The 22,147-nt window shown below is 53.0% G+C and carries 22 protein-coding genes and 1 pseudogene; 6 read left to right on the top strand and 17 right to left on the bottom strand.

What is annotated here, in order from left to right; genetic code table 11:
- Window positions 1–11 precede the first annotated feature (11 nt).
- The 16 genes and pseudogenes from BMZ81_RS10025 to BMZ81_RS14285 all read right to left on the bottom strand — a co-directional run.
- Entirely contained in the window at window positions 12–314 is a 303-nt protein-coding gene (locus tag BMZ81_RS10025) for a hypothetical protein (RefSeq protein WP_091131582.1), read from the bottom strand.
- A complete protein-coding gene (gene mobQ, locus BMZ81_RS10020; protein WP_091131579.1) occupies window positions 311–1,807 on the bottom strand; it encodes a MobQ family relaxase in 1,497 nt (498 codons plus the stop codon). The genes BMZ81_RS10025 and mobQ overlap by 4 nt, the downstream gene beginning before the upstream one ends.
- The gene (locus BMZ81_RS10015; RefSeq protein ID WP_091131576.1) at window positions 1,773–2,132 is read right to left on the bottom strand and encodes a DUF3847 domain-containing protein; all 360 of its coding nucleotides are present in this window, start codon (window positions 2,130–2,132) and stop codon (window positions 1,773–1,775) included. Before BMZ81_RS10015 ends, mobQ begins: the two co-directional genes overlap by 35 nt.
- Window positions 2,133–2,230: 98 nt before the next feature.
- Window positions 2,231–3,766, bottom strand: a complete 1,536-nt coding sequence (locus tag BMZ81_RS10010; protein WP_091131573.1) for an ATP-binding protein — start codon at window positions 3,764–3,766, stop codon at window positions 2,231–2,233.
- A gap of 256 nt (window positions 3,767–4,022) precedes the next feature.
- Window positions 4,023–4,838: an Eco47II family restriction endonuclease gene (locus BMZ81_RS10005; protein ID WP_091131572.1), complete on the bottom strand. Its 816-nt coding sequence runs from the start codon at window positions 4,836–4,838 to the stop codon at window positions 4,023–4,025.
- A complete protein-coding gene (locus BMZ81_RS10000) occupies window positions 4,835–5,839 on the bottom strand; it encodes a DNA cytosine methyltransferase (RefSeq protein WP_091131635.1) in 1,005 nt (334 codons plus the stop codon). The genes BMZ81_RS10005 and BMZ81_RS10000 overlap by 4 nt, the downstream gene beginning before the upstream one ends.
- The gene (locus BMZ81_RS09995) at window positions 5,823–6,065 is read right to left on the bottom strand and encodes a helix-turn-helix domain-containing protein (protein WP_091131569.1); all 243 of its coding nucleotides are present in this window, start codon (window positions 6,063–6,065) and stop codon (window positions 5,823–5,825) included. Before BMZ81_RS09995 ends, BMZ81_RS10000 begins: the two co-directional genes overlap by 17 nt.
- A 170-nt stretch (window positions 6,066–6,235) precedes the next feature.
- Window positions 6,236–6,424 carry a hypothetical protein gene (locus tag BMZ81_RS09990; RefSeq protein WP_091131568.1) on the bottom strand — a complete coding sequence of 63 codons (189 nt, stop codon included), beginning with the start codon at window positions 6,422–6,424 and terminating at the stop codon, window positions 6,236–6,238.
- Between the two features lie 11 nt (window positions 6,425–6,435).
- Window positions 6,436–6,762, bottom strand: a complete 327-nt coding sequence (locus BMZ81_RS09985) for a TnpV protein (RefSeq protein WP_091131565.1) — start codon at window positions 6,760–6,762, stop codon at window positions 6,436–6,438.
- Complete coding sequence (locus BMZ81_RS09980; protein WP_091131564.1) at window positions 6,759–9,689, bottom strand: DUF4368 domain-containing protein; 2,931 nt, start codon at window positions 9,687–9,689, stop codon at window positions 6,759–6,761. Before BMZ81_RS09980 ends, BMZ81_RS09985 begins: the two co-directional genes overlap by 4 nt.
- Window positions 9,676–10,092: a PcfB family protein gene (locus tag BMZ81_RS09975; protein ID WP_278308887.1), complete on the bottom strand. Its 417-nt coding sequence runs from the start codon at window positions 10,090–10,092 to the stop codon at window positions 9,676–9,678. Before BMZ81_RS09975 ends, BMZ81_RS09980 begins: the two co-directional genes overlap by 14 nt.
- A gap of 215 nt (window positions 10,093–10,307) precedes the next feature.
- Window positions 10,308–11,024, bottom strand: a complete 717-nt coding sequence (locus BMZ81_RS09970; protein ID WP_091131560.1) for an antirestriction protein ArdA — start codon at window positions 11,022–11,024, stop codon at window positions 10,308–10,310.
- Complete coding sequence (locus BMZ81_RS09965; RefSeq protein WP_091131557.1) at window positions 11,024–11,365, bottom strand: DUF7768 domain-containing protein; 342 nt, start codon at window positions 11,363–11,365, stop codon at window positions 11,024–11,026. The genes BMZ81_RS09970 and BMZ81_RS09965 overlap by 1 nt, the downstream gene beginning before the upstream one ends.
- A gap of 395 nt (window positions 11,366–11,760) precedes the next feature.
- Window positions 11,761–13,146 (bottom strand): ParB/RepB/Spo0J family partition protein, encoded by a 1,386-nt coding sequence (locus tag BMZ81_RS09960; RefSeq protein ID WP_091131555.1) that lies wholly within the window; start codon window positions 13,144–13,146, stop codon window positions 11,761–11,763.
- 361 nt (window positions 13,147–13,507) lie between these two features.
- Window positions 13,508–15,106, bottom strand: a complete 1,599-nt coding sequence (locus tag BMZ81_RS09955) for a tyrosine-type recombinase/integrase (RefSeq protein ID WP_091131553.1) — start codon at window positions 15,104–15,106, stop codon at window positions 13,508–13,510.
- Window positions 15,064–15,240: pseudogene (locus BMZ81_RS14285) on the bottom strand (site-specific integrase); the annotation flags it as partial. The pseudogene BMZ81_RS14285 and the gene BMZ81_RS09955, both read right to left, overlap by 43 nt.
- Before the next feature lie 70 nt (window positions 15,241–15,310).
- Here BMZ81_RS14285 and BMZ81_RS09950 point away from each other — a divergent pair.
- The 4 genes from BMZ81_RS09950 (at window position 15,311) to BMZ81_RS09935 (ending at window position 18,047) form a co-directional block, all read left to right on the top strand.
- The gene (locus BMZ81_RS09950) at window positions 15,311–15,814 is read left to right on the top strand and encodes a DUF3849 domain-containing protein (protein ID WP_091131550.1); all 504 of its coding nucleotides are present in this window, start codon (window positions 15,311–15,313) and stop codon (window positions 15,812–15,814) included.
- A 2-nt stretch (window positions 15,815–15,816) separates the two neighbouring features.
- Window positions 15,817–16,155, top strand: coding sequence for a plasmid mobilization protein (gene mobC, locus BMZ81_RS09945; protein WP_347498064.1), 339 nt, complete (start codon window positions 15,817–15,819; stop codon window positions 16,153–16,155).
- A gap of 101 nt (window positions 16,156–16,256) precedes the next feature.
- Entirely contained in the window at window positions 16,257–16,547 is a 291-nt protein-coding gene (locus tag BMZ81_RS09940) for a CD1845 family protein (protein WP_091131547.1), read from the top strand.
- Between the two features lie 75 nt (window positions 16,548–16,622).
- Window positions 16,623–18,047 carry a relaxase/mobilization nuclease domain-containing protein gene (locus BMZ81_RS09935; protein ID WP_091131545.1) on the top strand — a complete coding sequence of 475 codons (1,425 nt, stop codon included), beginning with the start codon at window positions 16,623–16,625 and terminating at the stop codon, window positions 18,045–18,047.
- 249 nt (window positions 18,048–18,296) lie between these two features.
- Here BMZ81_RS09935 and BMZ81_RS09930 read toward each other — a convergent pair whose 3' ends face one another.
- Window positions 18,297–18,659, bottom strand: coding sequence for a helix-turn-helix domain-containing protein (locus tag BMZ81_RS09930; RefSeq protein ID WP_091131542.1), 363 nt, complete (start codon window positions 18,657–18,659; stop codon window positions 18,297–18,299).
- Window positions 18,660–18,792: 133 nt separating this feature from the next.
- On the opposite strand from BMZ81_RS09930, the gene BMZ81_RS09925 reads away from it, so the two are divergent.
- Together BMZ81_RS09925 and BMZ81_RS09920 are read left to right on the top strand one after the other, a co-directional pair.
- Window positions 18,793–19,344 carry an SLOG family protein gene (locus BMZ81_RS09925; protein ID WP_091131540.1) on the top strand — a complete coding sequence of 184 codons (552 nt, stop codon included), beginning with the start codon at window positions 18,793–18,795 and terminating at the stop codon, window positions 19,342–19,344.
- A 275-nt stretch (window positions 19,345–19,619) separates the two neighbouring features.
- Complete coding sequence (locus BMZ81_RS09920) at window positions 19,620–22,091, top strand: winged helix-turn-helix domain-containing protein (protein WP_091131538.1); 2,472 nt, start codon at window positions 19,620–19,622, stop codon at window positions 22,089–22,091.
- Window positions 22,092–22,147: the final 56 nt, after the last annotated feature.

Genomic DNA, 22,147 nt, shown 5'->3' with positions numbered 1-22,147 from the left:
GGGCGTCCTCCTTACTTCTTGAAAACAGCGCATCGTCTGCAAACGCCATGCTCACGCTCGTCCAGCGTATAGGGGCAGTTTGCACATTCCTCGCCATACTGTCTTGTGGTAACGGGAAGATAGCCTAACTCCTGCAACATATCAATCTGGCGGTCGGTGAGGGTGGCTTCAAAGGCAAGGCATTTCCGGGTGTGTTCGTCCAGCTCGATTAAGTCGGAAAGCGGTCTGCCACCGGTCAAAGGTTCACCGCTCAACAGGCGTTTCGCCGTTCTGCGGATGGGGTTGTACTCGTTCTTCCAGTCGTATTTTTTCATCGGGTCATATCCTCCTTTTTGTGTCGTGTTTGGGGTCGATTTTGGAGCATTTGTTCCTCTGTGCGCTCGTTAAATCGGGCGGCGGTATCTACGCATGACTTGACCCTCCAAAGGCGGTGTAAATCGTCTCTGACGGTCTTAAACTCGCCGTAGGTGGTTTTATGCGCCTGTTCCAGAGCGTCATACTCTGCGGACAGCTTTTTCATATCCACCTTGCCGTCCGGGAACTCCTCGGTCAGCTTGCGTCTGGCGGCGTAGAACATTTTCAGCTCGTCGACATGTTCAGCCTTGTACTTGGCTCTCGGCTTCTCAAACTTGATTTTCTGCAAGCCGTCATAGACAGGCTTCAAGCTCTGGAAAGCAGCGGAGTTGTTATAGAGCTGCTTAATCGCTTTCATTCGTGCGGTCTGCCCGTCCAGCGTTTTCTTCAAGCTCTCTGTGGTAGCACTGTGTTCGCTGACACGGTGTTCCAAATCTTCAAGGGTGTAAATGCCGTTTGCCCGGAGATAATTGAAAGTCTCGTTCATCTCCTTTAGGTTGCTGACCTTGCCTTTCTGCGAATAAGCCCCGGCTCTGCGCTGGGTGTAATAGGCGTTCAGCAGAGAAACAAGGTCGGGTGCCTGCGGCTTGGCAAGCTCCGCTTTTGCTTCGGCAATCCAATCAAACAGGAGAGCGATTTTCTTCTTGATGTCCCGGATAACGGCGTTGGTCGCTCTGATCCAGCGGTTGAACTCGCCTTTCTCGGTGCGTATGCCTTTCTTCTCCATTGCCCGGACGGTTGCGCCCTCATGGACGGTGGGAAGAAGCTCCACGCCCTGACGCTCATAGCTTCGGTGGTCAATACGAACGTCAAGCCCCTTTTCCGCAAACTTGGCGTTGCATAGCTCCGCCCATGACTGCCGCCAGTATTCCAGCGTTTCGGGACTGCCCCAGTCGGTAGTGGGAACGGCGTTAAAAATATAGTTTCCGTCTGCGTCCCGGATACGGTTGCCGTCCTCGTCCTGCTCGTACACACGGCGTTGCTTTAGCCCCCATTTGCCATCCTGCTCAATGGGACGGATAGGGCAAAGCACATGGAAGTGTGGGTTTGGTATGCCGCCATCTTCACGGTCTGGCTGGTGTACGGCGAAGTCAACCACCATGCCCCGGCTCACAAAGTTCTCCAATAAAAATTGCCTTGCAAGAGCGATGTTTTCCTCAAGGGAAAATTCATTCTGCAAGGCAATGTCAAAGCTGTATGCAAGCTGTGCGTTCTTTCCACGCTCGGCTTTTTCCACGGCGTTCCATAGGGTCTGGCGGTCTGCGTATTCTGGCGGTGCATGGGACGGCAGGAGAATGTCGGAGCAGATCACGCCGCCCTTGCGTGTGTAGTCGCTGTATTCGCCGTAATACTCGCTATACAATCGCTCCCCGGCTCGGTAGGCGGCAGAAGCAATAGCGGACTGTCCTGCGCTTCGCTTAGTCTGCGTGACGCTCAGATGAAATAGTGCCATCGGATTTCAGCTCCTTTTCTCTGTTGGCTTGGCTGATGTGGGTAATCGCCATGTGACGGACGGCTCGCTGGACTTCGGACAGAGAAAAGATGTGTTCCATCAGCTCTGTCATTTCGGTGCGTGTGAGATCTTTGACCTCCGGGGCAAGGCTCTCAATCGTGCCGCCCAGATTGCAAAGACGGTGGGTGCGCTTGGTGCGTTCGCCTTTCTCCAGATACTTCTTTCGGTTTTTCAGACGCTCCAGCTTGTGCTGTTCCTGTGCAAGCTGCGTCTCCGCTCGTTCCTTTTCGGCTCGGAGCTGGTCAAGAGTTTTCGGTTTTGTCATTGTGATTGACCTCCTTTTTGATTTTGGGGATAAAAAAGACCGCTGACTTTGTGCGCACACGGCGCAGGTCAACGGTCTGATTTTCGGTATTTGGTTTTTTACGGCTCTATACGGCTGCCAATGAAGTCTCGCATTAGGCGAATTGATTCATGTAACTCATCGCCTGTGTAGTGTTGGTTATGCTTGTTCTCTGGATGATGTATTTGATGCCGAATAATCTCACTTAAGATTTTCTGCTCCCGACGTTCTGCACCATTAGGAAGAAGCCGGGTGTACGGCAACACCGGTTTTCCCGCCTTATACTCATTTAACCACTCTTGCTCTTCAATAAATCCATACAGCTCATTATGATATTCTTCAGTTATCTCAGAAAAAGCGAGATAATTAACTTCGTTGAGAGATGGGTACGGCAACTGTCCGGGATCGATAGTCTGAACTTTTTCAATGCCGTCTTCATTGGAAATCAGCCTCAGGTTTTCAAAATCGAGTTCCTTAACGATACTCGCACTATGGGTGGTAATAATGATTTGAGTATTCTCCGACTCTGAGAGCGTCAAGAAGGCGTGAATGAGCTTTCTCTGATTTTCAGTATGCTGAGAAGTTTCTGGTTCTTCAATCGCGTATACAATGCTGGGAGCATTACGTTCTTGTAAGCGCCGTTCCGCTTCTGCTCTGAAAAAATTCAATAAAACTAATCTCTTAACTCCACTGCCGCGCTTATTTATAGGAATATCATTATCTCCTGTAATAGAAACTCCCTTGAACACATCTGTCCATTTGAGATTTGTAGACGACGGTATAACCGGGTTCAAGCTGTTTGCGACATCTGGACTCATTTCCCGCAACTTCTCAAGGGTTCGAGAAGAAACCTCTTTGAGTTTCCGTTCAACTTCATCTGCTACCGAGCGCAATGTAGCTGCTAAAGATTCATCAGCAAGGATTTCTTTCACTGCCTCTTTTAAGGGGTCTTGTACTTCGCTGTCTCCATCAGTATTCTTTCGATCAGCTTGAAATAGAGTATACAATGGCAAATATTTTTGGAGCTTATCCCAAATGGTTTTTGCATCACTTTTCGTAACATCAATGTCGATTGTTTCAAGCTGTAAATCGTCTGAATAGCGTTCCCAAATAGCCTTTCTCATTACAGCATTTCTCGTCTGGTCTTCGCACGCAATCGACTGTGAACTAAGAATTTTACGTAGATCGCTGTCTTTTTTTAGAAGCAGATCAGAGCAGTTGGGGTTCGTTGGATGATATGCACGAATAAAAACTTTTGCGCTCCCAGCATTGGGGTATTTTTTTACAATCTCAAGCTGGCAAGATTCATTAAGCAGATACTCGCTTTCAAGCGTCGTTTCATTCGTCGCATCAATTACTACTGTATCTGGTAGGTTCTCAAAACAAACAGCAATGGAAACCTCATTGTTCCCACGTGAAGCCTCAATCTTATTGATGTCATCTTTATCGAGCTTAATGCAACCTCTTCCATCATTGAAGAAAATATCAAGAGCTTCTAAAATGCTTGATTTTCCAACGTCGTTTTTTCCGACAAATGCTGTGAGATTCTCAAACTCTATTGTTACTGCATTTGAATAACGTCGGAAGTTTTGCAGTGTTAGAGATTTTATTTGCATACTTCTTATCTCCTATATTTTTTCAAACTTGCTGGCGGCGAACGGTTTTCAAACCGTTTGCGGACGGCAAGTCCACAAGGGATAGACGCACAAGCGTCGCAAGGGAATGTAGCTCCCTTGACGGAACGAAGTGACGAAACATTCTCGGTCGGGCAGTTTTTTCTCTGCCGACCGGGAATGAAGCTCCGCAGGACGCACGATACTCTCGACAGGAGAGTATAGAAGTGCGCCCTTTAGTTCCTAAAGGGATTTTTGCTTACTTCGTAAAACCAGAATACGTCGAAAATCCCAGCATATAAATTGCCATTGCAATCGCCAAGTCCCTATTCTCAAGGTTGTTTTCATTTGCAATCGCAATCAATTCCTCCATGACAGTATCATGCGGAACAAGTTCATTGCCGCCCGCTTCGACAACGCGCTGAATTACCTCTGGCAATGTCATACACATTTGATAAAACGCATCTTCTTGTCCCGTCACAAGAGCGTAAAACTGGTCAAGGCTTACTCTGCGGATAAGGCGGTGTCCCATTCTCTGACCGTCAACAGAAGTCTCCCATTTGATATTCTGGGACTTCTTTGCAATAGCTTCGACGAGGAAGCAGGCACAATCATCATCCTTCAAAAGCTGATTCTGCATCTTGATAAAAGTTTTTCCTGATGCAGACGAGTTCATGGTATTATGTTTGTTCTTCATCTCAACATAGACGGTGTGAACAACCGAACCGTCCGGCAATGTAATTCCATCAGGATTCGTGTAAATGACATCCCAGCCGCCTTCTTCACCATTCGGTGGTACATGGCAATTCGTCACATATTGAAAAATCCGCTGGTGAAAATAACCGATGTCATTGTTGTTGGATTTGTCGCGCTGACGGAAAATCTCGTTGCTGATTGTCTCTTCCCACGTTGCGCGATATACAGTCTTATCGAAAATAAGTTTGACCGGATCGACGATGTTGCGGTTAAACCGTTTGAGATCAAACGATTCCAACTTGTCACCGTATTTCTGAATGGTTGCCCGAACATGGTCTGTAAACTCCTGTTCAGAGATAAATGATAGATTCCAACTCATGAGTTTTCCAAAGCCTCCTTGATTTTTGATGCAATTTCATAAGCAAGGTTAACAGGAACAGCGTTTCCTACTTGCTTGTATTGTGAGCTTACACTTCCGCAAAAACACCATTCATCAGGGAAACTCTGGCATCTTGCGTTTTCTCTGATTGTGAAAGGACGCGATTCGATAGGATGGCAACGGTCTGTTTGCTTCTGGCTCGGAGAAGTTAGAACAGTCAAGGACGGCTCGTCAAGGCTCATTCTTCTCAAAATGCCTGTGCGTCCTCCACCCATATTCCAACAACTCTTCATGTATTCCTTTGCAACGTCTTCCGGGATGTCTCGCCAGTAACCGCCCGGGGGGACAAGGTCATAGATTTTTTGCTTGTATTTAGAATAGGGCGTCCCCTCACTTTTAGGACAATCAAGCAAAATATCTCTCAAAACCGGTTTGTAGTCGTGCGGCTTAGGAAACTCAAAATGAATCTTATCAAGCAGGTCATTTCTTATCCCGATGGTGATAAGCCGCTCTCTTTTTTGTGCAACTCCGTAATCCCAAGCGTTTAACACTTTCTTTTGAATGGTATATCCTGCCTGTTCAAATATTGTGGTAATCGTTTTGTACGTTCGCCCTCTGTCATGCGTGAGAAGACCTCGTACATTCTCGAATAAGAACATTTTCGGCTGGAGTTTCTCCAAGAAAGTTGCATAGTGATAAAAAAGTGTCCCTCGTGCATCTTCCAAGCCCAATTTCTTCCCTGCGTAGGAAAATGCTTGACAAGGCGCACCACCCGAAAGCAAGTCAAGCTCACCTTTTTTCAGGGAAAAGTAATTCTCCAAATCAAGGCAAGAAATATTTGCTATATCGTCCTCAATTACACGCCATTGCGGTCTGTTTTTTCTGAGCGTATCGCAAGCATCCTTATCAAACTCAAGGCAAGCTAAAGTGTTGAACCCTGCTTTTTCAATGCCGAGTGCCAGCCCGCCAGCCCCGGCAAATAATTCAATCGTTGAAAACATTTTCATTACTCCGTTCTCTTGTTTCTTTTCTTGAAAAGCACATCACGTCAGAAATATCACACTCTAACCCGTCACAGATTTTCTCAATGCTCTCCATAGACACATACTCGTCCTTGCCTAATTTGGCAAGTGTGGTGCTGCTGATTCCCGCTATTTTTTTCAGATCAACTCGTTTGAGCTTTTTGTCGATTAACAGCTTCCACAGATTTGCATAGCTTACAGACATAGCCCACCTCCAAGAACATTACACTAAATATTATAGCAGGAAGCTGTGAACAAATCAAGCGTTTTCGGATTTTTGGTCCATCAACATGGACCTGATGTTATCTTAAATAAACCATATTTCGTTATGGGTTTGCATTTTTAAGCGGCTTGTGAAACCACAAGCCGCTTGCGCTAAAACTCTTGAATTGAAACCGTTCTTTCGGAAAACAAGTCAATTATTTCTATCCGTATATAGAGGTCTGAATCATCATCCTTGAAAAGAAGAAAATGTGAAATGGCGGCTTCAAAAGTGTGGTAGAAGAACTCTTCAACGGGCTTGCCGTCCTTGCGGATAAACCGCACAATATAACTGTTATCCATGCTGTACCTCCTTAATCATAAATCAGCTCAAACTTCACAATTTCCTCTGCTTGTGCCTTGCAAGCGTTCATCAAGCCTACCCATTTCATAGGGTCTTGGGCTTTGAGAGCTTCTGTCGCGCCCACGCTTGCGGCAAGTCGAGGAATGATAATGTCAAGACGGCTTCTGGCGGCGTCCTCAATCTCTGCGCAATGCTCATAAAGCCGTTCGCTGGCGATAAGTGCGGCGTAGAGGTCGGGACGGTAGCCCTCAAGATAGGCTTTGCGCAAATGCCCATAATGTCCGATATGGGGGCGCTTCTTTTCGGGACTATGGCTGCTGTCGATGATTCTTCTCATGCGGTCTGTACTCCTTTCTTTGGCTCCTTTGCGGGCAACTGTGATACTGGAACGAACACGCCCTTTGCAATATCTTCCGCACGAATGGCGGCTTTCTTAGCTTCAATTTCTGCCTTTCTCTTTTCCTTTATTTTGTTTTCGTATCGCTTCTGCGCTCCGCTGGCTTTCCGCTTCAAGTAGTTCTGATGAAGCCTGTCCTTACGTTCCTCACGCTTGCGGATTTCCTCTAATTCCTCTGGGGTCAGTTCCACTTCGCCAAACGATGGAGGAACGAAACGCCCGACAAAATTGAAGTAAATCTCGACCTCCTGTGTGGTCTGCGTACTGCCTTTGCGGTCACGCTCATGCACAAGGATTTTCTCGACAAACTCATTGAGCATGGCAATCGTCAGCTTGTCAAAGCTCTCGTACTTGTCAATCAGAGCAATAAAATGGTCAACATCTTTCTCATGCTTTTCGTAGCCATCAACTGCCTTTTCCAAAGAAGCAATCTCTGAATTAAGTTCAGACTGTTCTTTTGCGTACTGTGCATCCAGAGTAGCATATCTGCTGTCGGACAGCTTCCCTAAAATGTTGTCCTCATAGATTTTACAGAGAAGAACTTCCAGTTCGGAAACTCTCTGCTTTGCGGCGGCAAGGCGTGTACGATGTTTCCGAACTGCCGCTGTCTGCTGGCTGGACTGTGCTTCTTGCACCACACGAACAAACTCGGCTCGGTCATGTTTGGCGTACTCGGCAATGGCTTTGAGCATATCGGAGATAAGAGACAGTACCACTTCTTCATTGATACGGTGCTGTGTGGCGCAGAGCTTCCCGACCGGGATTTTGCTGTACTGTGAGCAGGTATATTGAGAAATGCGCTTGCCGTTGTTGGTGCGATGGACATACATCTTGCCGCCGCAATCGGCGCAATAAAGCAAGCCCGTGAGGGGAGCTGCTTCGCCCCAGCCGTCCGGGTAGCGTCTGACCTTGCTGCGGATTTTCTGCACAAGGTCAAAGGTCTGCTGGTCAATGATGGCTTCATGGGTATTCTCAAAAATCGTCCATTCGTCCTCCGGGACATAATGGCTTTTCTTGTCCTTGAAGTGCTTTCGGGTCTTGAAATTGATGGTGTGTCCCAGATACTCACGCTTTTCAAGAATGTTGCAGATGGTGGAAGAACCCCAGCCGTACACATCTTTGAAAGTCTTGTTTTTGTTCACGCCCTCGCCGTGTTGGGCAAGGTAAGCGGACGGAATAAGTACCTTTTCTGATTTAAGTTTGCTGGCGATCTGATACGGACCGTAGCCGTCAATCGTCATGGCAAAGATGCGCTTGACCACCTCTGCGGCTTCGGAGTCAACCAACCATTGGTCTCTGGCTTCGTTCCAGAGATAGCCGTAAATGACCGTACCTGTAAGGTGCTTGCCGGACTTGCCTTTGGACTGGAAAGTAGAACGGATTTTACGGCTGGTGTCTCTGGCGTAATACTCGTTCATGATATTGCGGAAAGGGGTAAAATCATCGTCCCCTCTGGCGCTGTCTACGCCGTCATTGATGGCGATAAGGCGAACGCCCCGCTGACGCAGGATTTCCATAATCTGACCGACTTTCAGATAGTCACGACCCATGCGGCTCATGTCCTTTAGGCACAAATATTCCACATTCCCGGCTTCGACCTCTCGCATCAATGCCAGAAAGCCAGGACGGTCAAAGCAGGTGCCGCTAATGCCATCGTCCGTGAAATGGACAATGTTTGTAAAGCCCTGCCGTGCGGCGAACTCCTCCAACATTGCCTTTTGATTGGATATGGAGTTGCTCTCACGCTGTTGGTCATCATCTTTGCCAAAGTCATCACGGCTCAGCCGTTCGTACAAAGCTGTGATTTTCTCGTTTTTTCTCATAGCTTGCGCTCCTTTCTTCGGTTTTAGGTTGTGTGTTCTAAGAGACTTCCCAACCGCTTGATTAAGAAGTCTTTTAGAGCATACAACACCGCTGCTTAATTTGTACTTGCGGTACTGCTTGACGGCGAAACAATCGGGCTTGCGCTTGGCAAGACCGTCAAACATATAATCCACGGCGTTTTTGTAGTTTTCATCGTCCTCTTTGACATCCATCCCGGAGATCATATCAACCAGCGTGTTCATATTCCGATCCTCAGCGGGGCCTTCAAAAATGATGTAGGCAATGAGGGCGCAGTATAACAGCGTTTCCGCTTTCGTCCAAAAGGGATCGCCCTCCTTGCCCTCGCCCTTAGTGTTGGCGATCAGGGTGTCCACGAACTTCAAAATGTCGGCCTCATTTTTGATGTACGCCAGCGGGTTATAGTGCATGGACTTGGAAAAGTCGATGCTGTTGAATACCTTGATTTTGTACCCCCGCTTCTTTTGCAGGAAGTAGCCCACTTGGGAGAGGACGCCGCCCTTGGGATCTACGCAGACGTAGGAGGAATGAGCGGACAGTAGCTGGGGAGTAAGCCAGAAGCGGGTTTTTCCCGATCCGCTTGACCCGATGATACAGGTGTTCAGATTGCGGGCGTTTGCGGGGTTGGCCGGGCGGGTGTTCATGGTCAGCCGCTCTGTGGCGGTCAGAATGATATTATTTTCAAACTTGGGATCGATAAAGGGCTTGATGTCCTTTTCCGTCCCCCAGCGGGCTGTGCCGTACTCCGCATCGTGGCGGAACTTCTTGGCCTTTTTCGTCTTGCAGTAGATTAGGAGCCGAAAGCCCACGGCCCCCACGACACCCACCAGCCAGTCTGCCGGGTTCAGGCCCGGTGCAAAATCTGCAAAGGCCACACCGATGGTCTGCATGATCCCCAGCAGTTTTTGGCCGAAGCCCGCACCAGCGGCCAGACGGTAGGCCGTCCCCACTTTCAGGCAGGCCCAGCCGATGAACAGATACGGGATATTGGGAAGTACATATTTGCGGAGCTTATCTGTCCCCATGCACCGCCTCCTTTTCCAGCTCCCGCTGGGGCTGTTTCCGCACCTGTTCCTCGGCCCGGTTGAGCTGTTCGCGGATCGGGGTGCGCCGGGACTTGGCCCGGTTCAGCTCCTTGCGGGAATACTCAGCAAAACAGCCCGTGATGGCGTCGGCCTGATTTGCCTTGAACAGTAACAGATATTTGCCCTTGTCCACCCGGCGAAAGGCATAGTCAACACCCCATTTCCGGGCCACCCGGTCAAAGTGCCGGGTAGCCCCGGACAGTTCGATACTGCTTGTGGCCCCGCCGTGGCTCATGAGCTTTTTTACGCTCTGCTTGCCGTGGGGGGCTTGGGCCTTGCGGTGCTCCTTGGCAATCTGGCGGCCCACGGCGGCCAGCGCATAGGCAAGGCTCCGGGCCGTCAGCTTGGATGCCTGAACGCTGACGGCGATGGTCTGACGGGAAACTTCGTCACCTACGATCTAAACCACCTCCTCTCGTCGCCACAAACTGCGCTTTGCTCCTTTGGCCGCAAACGGCCAAAATCCGCACACTCCGTTGTGGCTCCTCTCCCCATAAAGTCTGCGACTTTGCGGGGAACCCCATTTGCCGCCTCTGGCCACCGTGACCAGAGGCGGCGCTATCTGTCCTCGCGGCTGACGGGGAGCCGCTGCTTGTCCTCGCTCAGCGCGGAGCGGTCAATGATTTCCTGATAGGCTGCCATCTGCTCCCGGATATTCAGTTTTGGATAGGCGAAAATGCGGTGCTCCGGGGGAATGTCATCCCTGCCGGAGTAGTGCTCAATAAAACGGCTGTTATTGTTAAACACATAGCCGCCGGGGGCGTAGTGGCCGTCCTCGTTGATCCGCATATCCCGCCCGTATGCCTCATAGTCGATATAGTCAATGAGATGCTCCGGGATCTGGATGGAGCCGAAGTCCTGGACGTACATTCGCCCCAGAGCCTCGTCATCGTCAATATCGGGGTAAAATTCAAAGCAATCCAGATTTTGCGTCAGGTTGATTAAGTCTTTGACGCTCCCTGTGTACTCGCCGCTGTCTATGACGGCCTCAAACTTTTCAAGCTCAGAGGTGTCCAACTCGGAGAGCAGATGGGCCAAATGGTTCAGTTCGTCAATGCTTTCGTACTCGCTCAAACAGTCGCAGATACCCAGCACATCGCCGTCAAACGCGGTAATGAAGATTTCCTCATACCGCACACCGTCCACGCCGATTCGCTTCAAAAGCGCCTGTACCTCCTCGGTGGTGGCGGGAAACTTTAGGGTTTCTCCAGCCTCCACGCCATACTCGGCGTATTTCCCAAGGTTGGTAACGTAGGCTTCAATCAGGGCTGACATTAGCGGTGGCCCTGACGCTTGACGGTCAGGATGCCCTCCAGCGTGGTCGAAGTGATACCCAGCCGCTGGGCCACGGCAATATCATTCTTCATGGACTCGGTGACGGTATGACCGCACACCACCAGCACATGAGAGCGGCGGAGCAGATCGCGGCCCATATCGATGCCGCTTTTGTGTTCTTCGGGAACCCCGTCGTTGAGGAACAGGGGCAGATAGAGCGTGGGACAGATTGGGGAAAAGCCCGCGTCATAGACGGCTCGGCAATACTTGGCCGCCTGTTCGGTCATTTCATGGGGATCGCCGCACCATGCGGCGGTGATATAGGCAAGGGGCCTTTTCATAAGGAATACCTCCATTTCAAAGTTAGTTTTACAGGGGACGGTTCAACCTTTTTCCCCCGCCCTTTTCCAGTCTTGGAAAAGGGGGCGGCTCTGGAGGATATACCCCCGCCGCGCCGCTGGATATGGCACAGCTGGGGCAGACCGTAAAGGGCAAGCCGCCCTTGGCGGGGCTACGCCCCCTTGACGGCCAGCTCCCGGATGCGCCCGGTAATGGGCGGCGACGGGGGATATACCCACAGGAGCCTTCGTCGGCACAAACTTCGCTTTGTTCCTTTGGACGCAAGCGCCCAAAATCCACACGCTCCGTTGTGCCTCCTCTCCCCATGAAGTCTGCGACTTCACGGGGCACCCCGTTTGGGGACGAAAAAACCTCTGGTCACGATGGCCAGAGGTGCTTACTTCTCCTTATCCGTCTTTTTCTTGTCGGGCTTGGCAAGCTCGGGCGGCTGCTTCTCTTTCCAGTCGGCCAGCAGGGTCATGATCTGATCCTTCATCTGGCGGGGCGTGGCCTCCTTGCCGAAGAACTTTTCCAATTCAGAGCCGGTAATAATCACGTCACGATCCTCCTTTTTCTTTTCTTCACTCAAAATGCCGTCAATGACATCCGGGGTCAGCTTGTTGTCCTTATCCAGCTCCCGGAGCCTGTTTGCCTGTCCCTTGGAGGGCGAGGACTGCTGGCCCTCAATGGAAACGGCAATATACTTCTGGTGGGTGGGACGGATGCGGGAGATTTCCACGGCGGGGGTAAAGGACAGTTTTCCCGCATCCATTGTCTGCTTCAGCTCGGGAACAAGGTCATTGAGCCAGATATACCGCTGAACGGTTTTCACGCTCATGCCGTTGCGCTGGCCTACGCTTTCCAGCGAGAGCTTACCCGCCGCCGCATCATCCCCACGCGATCCCTGATGCTTGATAGCCTCATACTGCTTTTTCAGGGCAAGGGCCTTTTCGCTGGGTAAGATCGTTTCGCGGTGGCGGAGGTTATCATCCGTCATAGCGAGGATGGCTTCATCGTCCGTCATGTTGCGGACGATACAGGGCATATTCATAAACCCGGCCAATTCGCTGGCCCGCTGGCGGCGGTGGCCCGCGATAATCTCATAGCTGCCATCCTCAAGGGGACGCACCAGCGCGGGCTGGTTCACGCCGCCGGAACGGACGGACTCCACAAGACCCTGCATTTCCGCATCGTCCCGGACACCAAAGGGGTGTTCCTTGAACGGATGCAACTCGGAAAGGTTAATATAGACGATTTCCTCCTTGACGGCGCGGGTAGCGTCGCGGGGAGCGGGAGGAACCTCCGGGGCCGGGGGATCGGCTTTTGCCGCTTCTGCGGGAGCCTTGGCCGGGGCCACCTTGCCCTTTTTCTCCGGGGCGGCCTGATCCTTGGGAGGACGGCCACGGCGGGGCTTGTCAGCCTGCTCTGCTTTCTTGGCCCCCTTATCGGTTGGCGGGGCTTTATCCGCTTTAGGCGGGCGGGCCTGTTTGAGCATTTCCTTGCCAGCCCTGGCATCAGCGGCGGGCGCGGGCTTGTCGGGCTGTTTGTCTGCTTTCGGGGCAGGCGGCTCCACTTTATCAGGCTCGGCGGCCTTGGCCTTGTCCGCACCAGCAGCCCGCACATCGGACAGGTCGATCACCTTACCAGAGGGAGCGGGGCCGCTCTCCATACCGGGGATCGTGGCCTGTTCCTCCACGGCGGGGCCGCCCAGCGTTTCAGGAGCCGGGGCCTCGGGCGTGGTATGCGCCTCCGGGACGGGCGGCTGTTTCTTATCTTCTGCCATTCACTAAATACCTCCTTGTCGTGGTATGAAAAATGCCAGCCTGAAAATGGCTGGCAACGGTGGAGATGAACTCCTCCTTTCGGTGTTCGGTTTTATATAGAAGTACCGCCCATAGTCCCCTCGGGCGGTGCTTGCTTTCATTTATAAAAAAGGGACGCTACCCAAGAAAAATTGAGCGGTGTCCCTTTCATTTTCTGTTTTGTTGGATAAAATCTCTTGTTGACGGTCTGCAAACCATTGGTATTACTGGGTTTTGTCAGATCCTATAATTACACTCCGACCAAAAATCCTCTGGAGTCATTGATTCCAGAGGATTTTTGCTTATTCTTCTGTTTCTCCGGTGTAATTTTTGCACCAAGCATCACCGCCTTGCATGAGCGATTTCTTTTCGGATATCGTCGTAGTGCCGACGCACTGTGCTTCTGTCCACGCCTGCTCCTTTGGCGATCTGGCTCTTGTTGGTGACCTCTGGATGGGCCAGCATATAGTCCCAGACCGCCCGTTTTTTCTTGCTGACACCGTCAGGGATGATTGCTCCGGCATCGCCATCTTTGATGGCCTTGATCTCCGCTTGCATCTCGGCAATCAGCCCTGGCAGTTTGGCTTCAACTTCTTCACGGGTCTTTCCATAGATGTTGCGGCTGTGCTTTTTGCCGTCAGGCCACATGGGCGAGTATCGCCCTTCCCACAGGTGGTCACTGATTTGCGTAATGCACCCCGTCCCCGGTCTGCGTTTCTTCCCGTGGTAGGGGACGAATGGAGTATATGTCTGCTGTTCCGTACTTGCGCTCTGTTCAGGCTGTTCCAACGGCTCCGTCTTGCCGATCCCCCGGTCGATGTGGGCGGCGGCGTTGCGCTGCATATCGTCGGTGATATGGGTGTAGATGTCCAGCGTTGTGGCAGAGGACACATGGCCCAGCAGTGCGGAGAGCGTTTTCACATCCATCCCGGCTTCCAGAGCCATGGTCGAGAACGTGTGACGAAGATCATGAAACCTCACTTGCTTACAACCGGCGTGTTCCAATATGAGATGGAGCCGTCCGCGGACATTGGCCGGGTCCATGGGGATATCCTCTTTTACCGGAGATGGAAACAGCCACCGGGAGTTGACCCTTTCCTTGTACTCCTTCAGTACCTTCAGTAAGGGCGGCGGCAGAATGATGGTGCGGATGGAGGTTTTGGTCTTGGGCGTGGTTACGGTCAGCTTGCCTTTTATGCGTCCGATCTGCTTGTTGATCCTGAGCTCGCCGGTGTCAAAGTTCAGGTCATCCCATTGGAGGGCCATCAGTTCTCCGCGGCGCAGTCCTGTGGACAGTTCCAGAAGGAAAAGTTCGTAATAGCCCTCCGCCTTGGCCTGTATGAGAAACCGCTGCATTTCCTCACGGGTCAGCACTTGCATCTCTCTGGCCTTCTTGGGCGGGAGCTTACAGCCGATGGCCGGATTTACGCGGATGAGGCCGTCCTCCACCGCCTTTTGCAGTCCCGCCCGACAGCTTGCGTGGATGCCACGGATCATGCGGTCTGATAGTCCCTCGCCGTACAGTTCGGTGCGGATCAGCCGCCCCGTGTGCTTGAGGCGGGTGTAATACTGCTGCAGATCATTCTGTGTCAGCTTGTTCAGTGGAATGTGACCGATGTCTGGAATGACGTGGTTATAGATCCGCACTTCATAGGCTGCCTGTGTGGTGGCCTGGATCTTCGGCTTGGAGTAATACTGATACCAGTGGTCCATCCATTCACCGAAGGGCATATCCGGCGCGATTTTCTCGGCTTTAACGCCACCGCCCAGCTTATCCTTGAGCCGCTTCAACTTCTCCAGACATTCTGTCTTGGTTTTTGCCAGCACATTTTTGGTTTTGGGATAGCCGTTTTCATCGTAGCCGACAACGACGCGGCCCTCCCATCGCCCATCCTTTCTCAGGTGGACGCCGCCTTCTCCGGCTTTTCGCTTTCTTGCCACGGTTTCAACTCCTCTCCAAAGATGTCTGTTATGAAGGAACCCACTACCTCGGCAGCTCGCTTCTGCATATCGCCAGTGACATGGGTGTAGGTGTCCAGTGTGAACGATGCGTTGGTGTGACCGAGGATTCCGGACTAAGCTGAAAACGCCGCCGGTTCACAGCGCACCCGACAAGCCCCATAAGAAAGAAATGGAGGTACGATAATGAAAGAGATTCCTGTGTATCAGCATACCGGCACCTATGCCCGTGAGCATGGGGAGCTGGAACAGTTCCGCAATTCCTTCCGGGCGAATATCGCCTGCAAAGAGGCGATTGAGGCGGCCATCAGAGAACACTACCGGAACAACTGCCTTGGCAGCGAAGCGCCGAAGCAGGTGGTGGACCAGTTCGGCTATGACCGCGTTTTCCATGTTCTCGCCAATACGGTCAAGCAGATGGATTGGGACGGACGCATCTCCAATGACAACAAGGCGTGGGCCAAAACCGTCCCCGTTTGTGAAAACAAGGATGGACTTGGCGGCGACCGTAACTGCTACTTTGTCGTGAACAGCCATCCCGGCCTGACGGACCTGTTTCTGACACAGACGCGGAAAGAATTTGCCCTTGCCCAGCAGCAGGAAAAGCCCTCCGTCCGGCAGAAGCTGAAAGCCCCGCCGGAGAGAAATGCGCCGAAAAATTCGGCGCATTTCAAGTCCCAGGAGCGTTGACCATGGCAAAGCGGAAACGGGAGATACAGTTAAAGTTCCGCGTCACGCCCCAAGAGCGGGAGATGATCGAGGCGAAGATGGGCCAGCTCGGCACCTCCAACATGGCCGCTTATCTGCGGAAAATGGCGATTGACGGATATGTGGTGAAGCTGGAACTGCCGGAGCTGCAGGAGCTGGTTTCTCTGCTCCGCTATGCCAGCAACAATCTCAATCAGCTGACCAAGCGCGCCCATGAAACCGGGCGCGTCTATGATGCCGACCTGGAGGACATCCGGCAAAATCAGGAGCGGCTTTGGACGGCTGCGGAAAAGATCGTCGCTGAGCTGGCGGCGCTGAGATGAATGTGAGGGGCGGCACAGGCTGCCGCCCCTCTTTTCTCATATCCTTGCAGAACGCGGCAAGATACGATACGCTTATGTCAGGAAGGAAAGGAGTGTTGAAAATGAAGTCGATTATGAAGTTTGTCGCTGCCCCCATTACCATGGCCCTGTCCCTTTTCATCTGGCTGTGTGCGGGCCTTATCTCTTGTTCCGCTTTTATATTCAAGCTGGCGAGTGTGCTGCTTTCCATTCTGGCCCTGGCCGTCCTGATAACCTACTCCATCCAGAACGGAATCATCCTCCTGGTGTTCGCGTTCCTGGTCAGTCCCATGGGACTTCCGATGGTGGCGGTGTGGGTGCTGGGAAAGCTGCAAGGCGTCAACGCAGCTATGAAAGGATTCATAAGAAGTTAAGGACATCTGAATCAGGATACGCGGTTCGCATCGTTATGCGGGCCGCTTTTCTTTTGGAAAGGAGGAAAAACACAGGTGGCGACCACACGCATCATGCCTCTGCACACCGGCAAGGGCCGCACGGTCGGGCAGGCCATCAGCGACATACTGGACTATTCCAAAAATCCGCAAAAGACGGATAACGGCCAGCTCATCACTAGCTGGCAGTGCGACAGCAGAATCGCAGATGCGGAGTTCCTGTTCACCAAGCGGCAGTATATCCAAAAGACTGGCAGAGTGCGCGGCGAGGACGATGTGATCGCCTATCATCTCCGCCAGTCTTTTCGTCCCGGCGAGATCACCCCGGAAGAAGCAAACCGCCTGGGCTGTGAGTTGGCACGGCGATTCACAAAAGGCAACCATGCCTTTATCGTCTGTACCCACATTGACAAATCCCACATTCACAATCACATCATCTGGAACTCTACTGCCCTCAGTCAGACCCGGAAGTTCCGTAACTTTTGGGGCAGCACCCGCGCCGTGCGGCGGCTCAGCGACACCATCTGTATTGAGAACGGCTACTCCATCGTGGAGGACCCGAAGCGCCACGGAAAGAGCTACAACAAGTGGCTGGGAGATCAGAAAAAGCCCTCTCACCGGGAGCGTATTTGCTTTGCCATTGACGATGCGCTGGCACAGAAGCCGGAATCCCTTGAAGCTCTGCTGACGCTGCTGCGGGAGGCCGGGTATGAAGTCAAGGGAAAGAAAGTGCCGTCCCTTATGGGCGGCGAACAGAAGAAGTTTATTCGTATGGACACCCTTGGCCCCGGCTACACCCCGGCAGATCTTCGCGCAGTCATCGCCGGTGAAATGGAGCATACGCCCCGGCAGCGCCTTGCCGCCAAATCTACACCGGAGAAGCGCAGCGGGAATCTGCTGGTGGACATCCAGGCAAAGCTCCGGGCCGGAAAGGGTGCCGGTTATGCGCGCTGGGCCACGCTGTTCAATCTGAAGCAGATGGCACAGACGGTAGCCTATCTGCAAGAGAACGAGCTGCTGGACTACGACACATTGGCAGAGAAAGCCTCCGCTGCCTCTGCCCGGTATCACGACATATCCGGGAGAATCAAAGCAGCAGAAAAGCGTATGACGGAGATCGCCGTCATGCGGACGCACATCATCAACTACGCCAAGACCCGGGACACCTATGTCGCCTATCGTAAGGCAGGATACTCCAAGAAGTTTCTTTCGGAGCATGAGAGCGACATCACTCTGCATAAAGCCGCCAAGCAGTATTTCGATGCCCAGGGCGTTAAGAAGCTGCCCACCATCAAGAGCCTGAACGCCGAGTACGCCGCGCTGATTGCCGAGAAAAAAGCGGCCTACTCCGAATACCGCAAGGCACGGGAGGACATGAAGGAGCTGCTGACCGCCAAGGCCAATATTGACCGTTTCCTTGGCACGGAAGAAGTCCATGAAGAACCGGATGCCACAAAAGAAAAAGAGGCGGAACAGCGTTGAGCTGACCGCCATAAAGCGATTTGAAAAATCGCGCAGCCGCAGGACTTGTCCTGCGTTTCAGAACACGGAAACCGTGTTCTGCGGGGATTGGGGCGGAGCCTCAACAAGCATGAAACCGTGGGTTTCCGCGAAAGCGGAAATCTACGGTTTTCGCAAAGTGGGTCCCGCTTTGCATTGCTTGCCGCTTTCCCGTACCCTCCGTTTCCGTGTACCGGAGGAAAACAAAAGGACGGCCTGGGTAGGCCGTCATCATTTGCACTTATTCTGCCGGTTCGCTTTCATCTGCAATTCGATATACTCACGGACACTCTCCCGCCCCTTGCGGTCAAGCGTCAGCACATCCGCCAGCAGCTCGTCTGCCGTATACCCGGCGACGATTGGCTTTTGATATTCCTCCAGGCGTACCCGGCAGGCCGTGCGCCCCAGGAGATAGTCCACAGATACCCCATAGAAGTCTGCAAGGGGCACAACATAGTGGATCGGCATTTCATATTTGCCCGTTTCGTACTTGGAATAGTATTGCTGCGAAGTACCGAGAAGATTTGCAACATCGGCCTGGGTCATATCCCGGTCCTCCCGCAGTTCCCGAAGAATCTCACAAAACGATTTCATGCGACGCACCTCCTTCTTAATGATGCGTAAAATATTATACCGTACATCATTTTCGGCTTATTGACGGCAAAATGTATTTGGCTTATAATAATTTTACGCACATCATATTTTGCTTATTCACGAAGGCGGTATTATGGAAGATTTGACTTGTGCATTTACCGGACACAGACCGTCCAGCTACAAATTCGGCTACGATGAAGAACACCCGGACTGCTGTAAACTCAAGGCCCTGATGACGCTTCAGATCGTGTCGCTCATTGAGAACGGCGTAACGACTTTTCTTTCCGGCATGGCGCTGGGTGCGGACATCTGGGGCGCGGAGATCGTTCTTGCCTGCAAGAAAAAGTACCCCCAAAAGAATATCCGCCTGATTGCGGCGCTGCCCTGCGAAAGTCAGGCGGACCGCTGGAGCGTGGAGCAGCGGGAACGCTATTTCAACATTCTGGAGGAGTGTGACGAAACCGTCTATCTCAGTCGCCACTACACACGCGACTGTATGTTCCGACGCAACCGCTGGCTGATCGACCATGCCAATTTCGTCCTTGCCGTCTACAATGGTTCCGCCAAAGGCGGCACGGCCTACACCGTCAACTACGCGCACGAAAAGAAGCGGGCGGTCATCATCATCGACCCGGACACGCTGAGAGTCCTGCCATATACCATCCGCGTGAACAATGATTTGTAAGAGCGCGGGACAATGCCCGCGACTGTTTAGATGGTTGCATGACATCTGCTTCGCAGCACCGCCGTACTGCATAACCCCGACCTGAAAAAAGCCTTTGCAGATCGATTTGTCATGCTCATTGATACTGGCAAAAATCAAGCTCCATTTTTTCTCAAATTGGGGCTTGACTTTATTACGGGTTTACAGCTTTCTTGTGTATGGTGTTCGATCTCTTGAAATTTTGGGCATTTTCCAGTACAATAATGACAAGTATGTAGTGAGCGAGGTGCCTCGCAATGCCTGTCAAGCTGAATACAACGTATATCTCCAGTGCGCTGGCCGATAAGCTGTCCCACATTTCCGAATATCCGGTCACTTCCATCGTGGCCCCGATTGGATACGGGAAAAGCAGAGCCATCCGCTGGTGGGCAGATCATTGCCAAAAGAAGAAATCGGATTCTCTGATCCTGCAGCAGATCATTGTCACAGATTCCCTGACGGATTTCTGGCGAGGCTTTTGCCGGAACCTCCGGGAATGGCCGGAACTGGAAAAGGATATGTCTGCTCTTGGATTTCCCGCAGATCCACAGGCGCGGCAGCTGATGATGGAATTGCTGACCGATGCTCTGGCCGGGAAATCCCACGATATTTTTTACATCATTGATGATCTGCACTTTCTGCCGAATCCCGCGTTTACATCTCTAATCCTGTTTTTAAGCGATCACCTGCCGGAGCGGACCCACATTATTCTGCTTTCCCGCAACGTGATCTTTGACCGGGCGGCACAGATGAAGCTGGGTCCCCGCCTGTGGGAACTGAATGTGGACGATTTGCGGCTCGGCGAAACTGACGTCCGGGAATATGCACGCCGGAGCGGCCAGCTTCTGAACATCCGGGATGTGAATATGCTGGCCAGCAGTACCGAGGGCTGGTTCTCCATGGTCTATCTGAAGCTGCGGGCCTATACGCAGACCGGAAAATGGCCGGAAAACACCACAAATATCTATCCGCTCATAGACGAGGTGCTGTTTCGTCCCCTGACGGCCCGTCAACGGGAATTTCTGGTTCGGCTGGGCGTGCCGGACGATTTCACTGTGGAGGCGGCGGCATATCTCTGGCCGGACGGAGATGCGGCTGCGCTTCTTCACAGCCTGACGGCGCAAAACGCCTTCATCACCTGTACCGACGGTGTGTATCGCTATCACAATATGCTGCGCTCCTGCGCCCGGAAGAAGTACGCACTGCTGCCGGAGGCGGAGCAAAACGCCACGCTTGCCCGCCTGGGAGCGTGGTATGAGCGGACGGGAGAGTGCTGTCTTGCCGCAGAGTGTTATGAAAAGGCCGGCAGGTGGGATGATCTCCTGCGGACAGTGGGACAGGACCGGGGCCTGAGTCTCGGCCCCGAGCGGCTGCCGCTGATGCGCCGCTGGATGGCCAATTGCCCGGAGGAATGTCAGCTGCGCCATCCGCGGGCGCTTCTGGTATTCATGCTGCTGCTCTTTTACGGCCGGGACATCCCGGAAATGCGGCGGTATCACGCACTGTTTCAGCGCAGCATGGCCCTTTGCACCGACCTTTCCCGGCGGGAGCGGGATCAGCTGGAGGGAGAGGCCCTGCTGCGCCTGTCTTTCCTGTGCTTCAACGACATTTCCGCCATGAGCGCCTATCACCGGCAGATCCGCGCCCTGATCCCTGCGGACCGCAACCCATGGACGCAGGGCTCACCTTCCGTTTTGATGCTCTATCACAGCAAGAGCGGCGGCCTTGACCGGGAGAATGCCGAGATGCGGGAATGCATGCCTATTTACAGCCGCGTTGCCAGCGGACATGGCAGCGGCGCGGCGACCATCATGCAGGCCGAAACGGAATTTATGCGAGGGAACCTGACCGACGCCGACATTCTCTGCCGCCAGGCGGAGGAGCAGGCGCTAGAGGTAGGGGAATACAGCATTTATACCGCTGCCGCCTTTCTCTCCGCCAGGCTGGCGCTGTATGAGCAGCCGCTCCGGAGCGGCTTTCCCCTCCTGGACCGTGCGGCGGACACCCTGCGCCGTGCCCATCAGTACCGTTTGCTGACCACCGTGGAGCTGGGCCGGGGATGGCTGAGCGCCCTGCTGGGGCAGCCAGAGCAGCTTCCCGCGTGGCTGACGGCGGAAGGCGCCAGCATGGCACAGGTGTTCCCGCTGATCGAGCCGGTCTTCCAGGTGATCGTGGGCCGCGCGCTGCTGGCGCAGGGCCAGTGGGCACAGGCAGCGGCCCGGATGCCCCGGCTGCTCCGGGCCTGCACCGCTGCCCGGTTTGCCCTGTGCGGCGTCTATGCCCACCTGCAAAACGCCGTGGCGCTGATGCATCTCGAAAAGGAAACGGCCGCACGGCAAGCGCTTTGTGAGGCGTGGTCCCTGGCGCAGCCGGACGGCATCCTGCTGCCCTTCGCCGAGAGCGACCCCTGTCTGGACCGGCTTCTGGACGAGCTGGCAGAGGGGGAAGTCCAGGAGCATCTGCATACCCTCGCTGCCAGGTTCCGCGCCGGACGGGAGGCCACCCAGCAGGAGGATAACCTTTTGGCACGGTACGGTCTGACGGAGCGGGAACTGGAGATCGCCGGTCTGGCGGCTCAGCGCAAGAGCAGCAGGGAGATCGCCGAGATTCTGAACATTTCTGTAAAGTCTGTCAACAACCGCCTGAACGCCGTCTACGAGAAGCTGGGCCTGGGCGGCGAGGGGCGGAACAAGCGTCAGGCACTGGCCAAGCTCATGAAAATCTCATAATGGAATCCGGCAAATTGGGGTAATCATTACCCTGCCCAATTTCAAAACGCCACTGT

This window comes from Oscillibacter sp. PC13 (genome assembly GCF_900115635.1).
In the GTDB taxonomy this organism is placed as follows: domain Bacteria; phylum Bacillota; class Clostridia; order Oscillospirales; family Oscillospiraceae; genus Oscillibacter.
The sequence above is the reverse complement of the archived record's forward strand: the minus strand, read 5'-3'. Positions and strand labels throughout refer to the sequence as shown.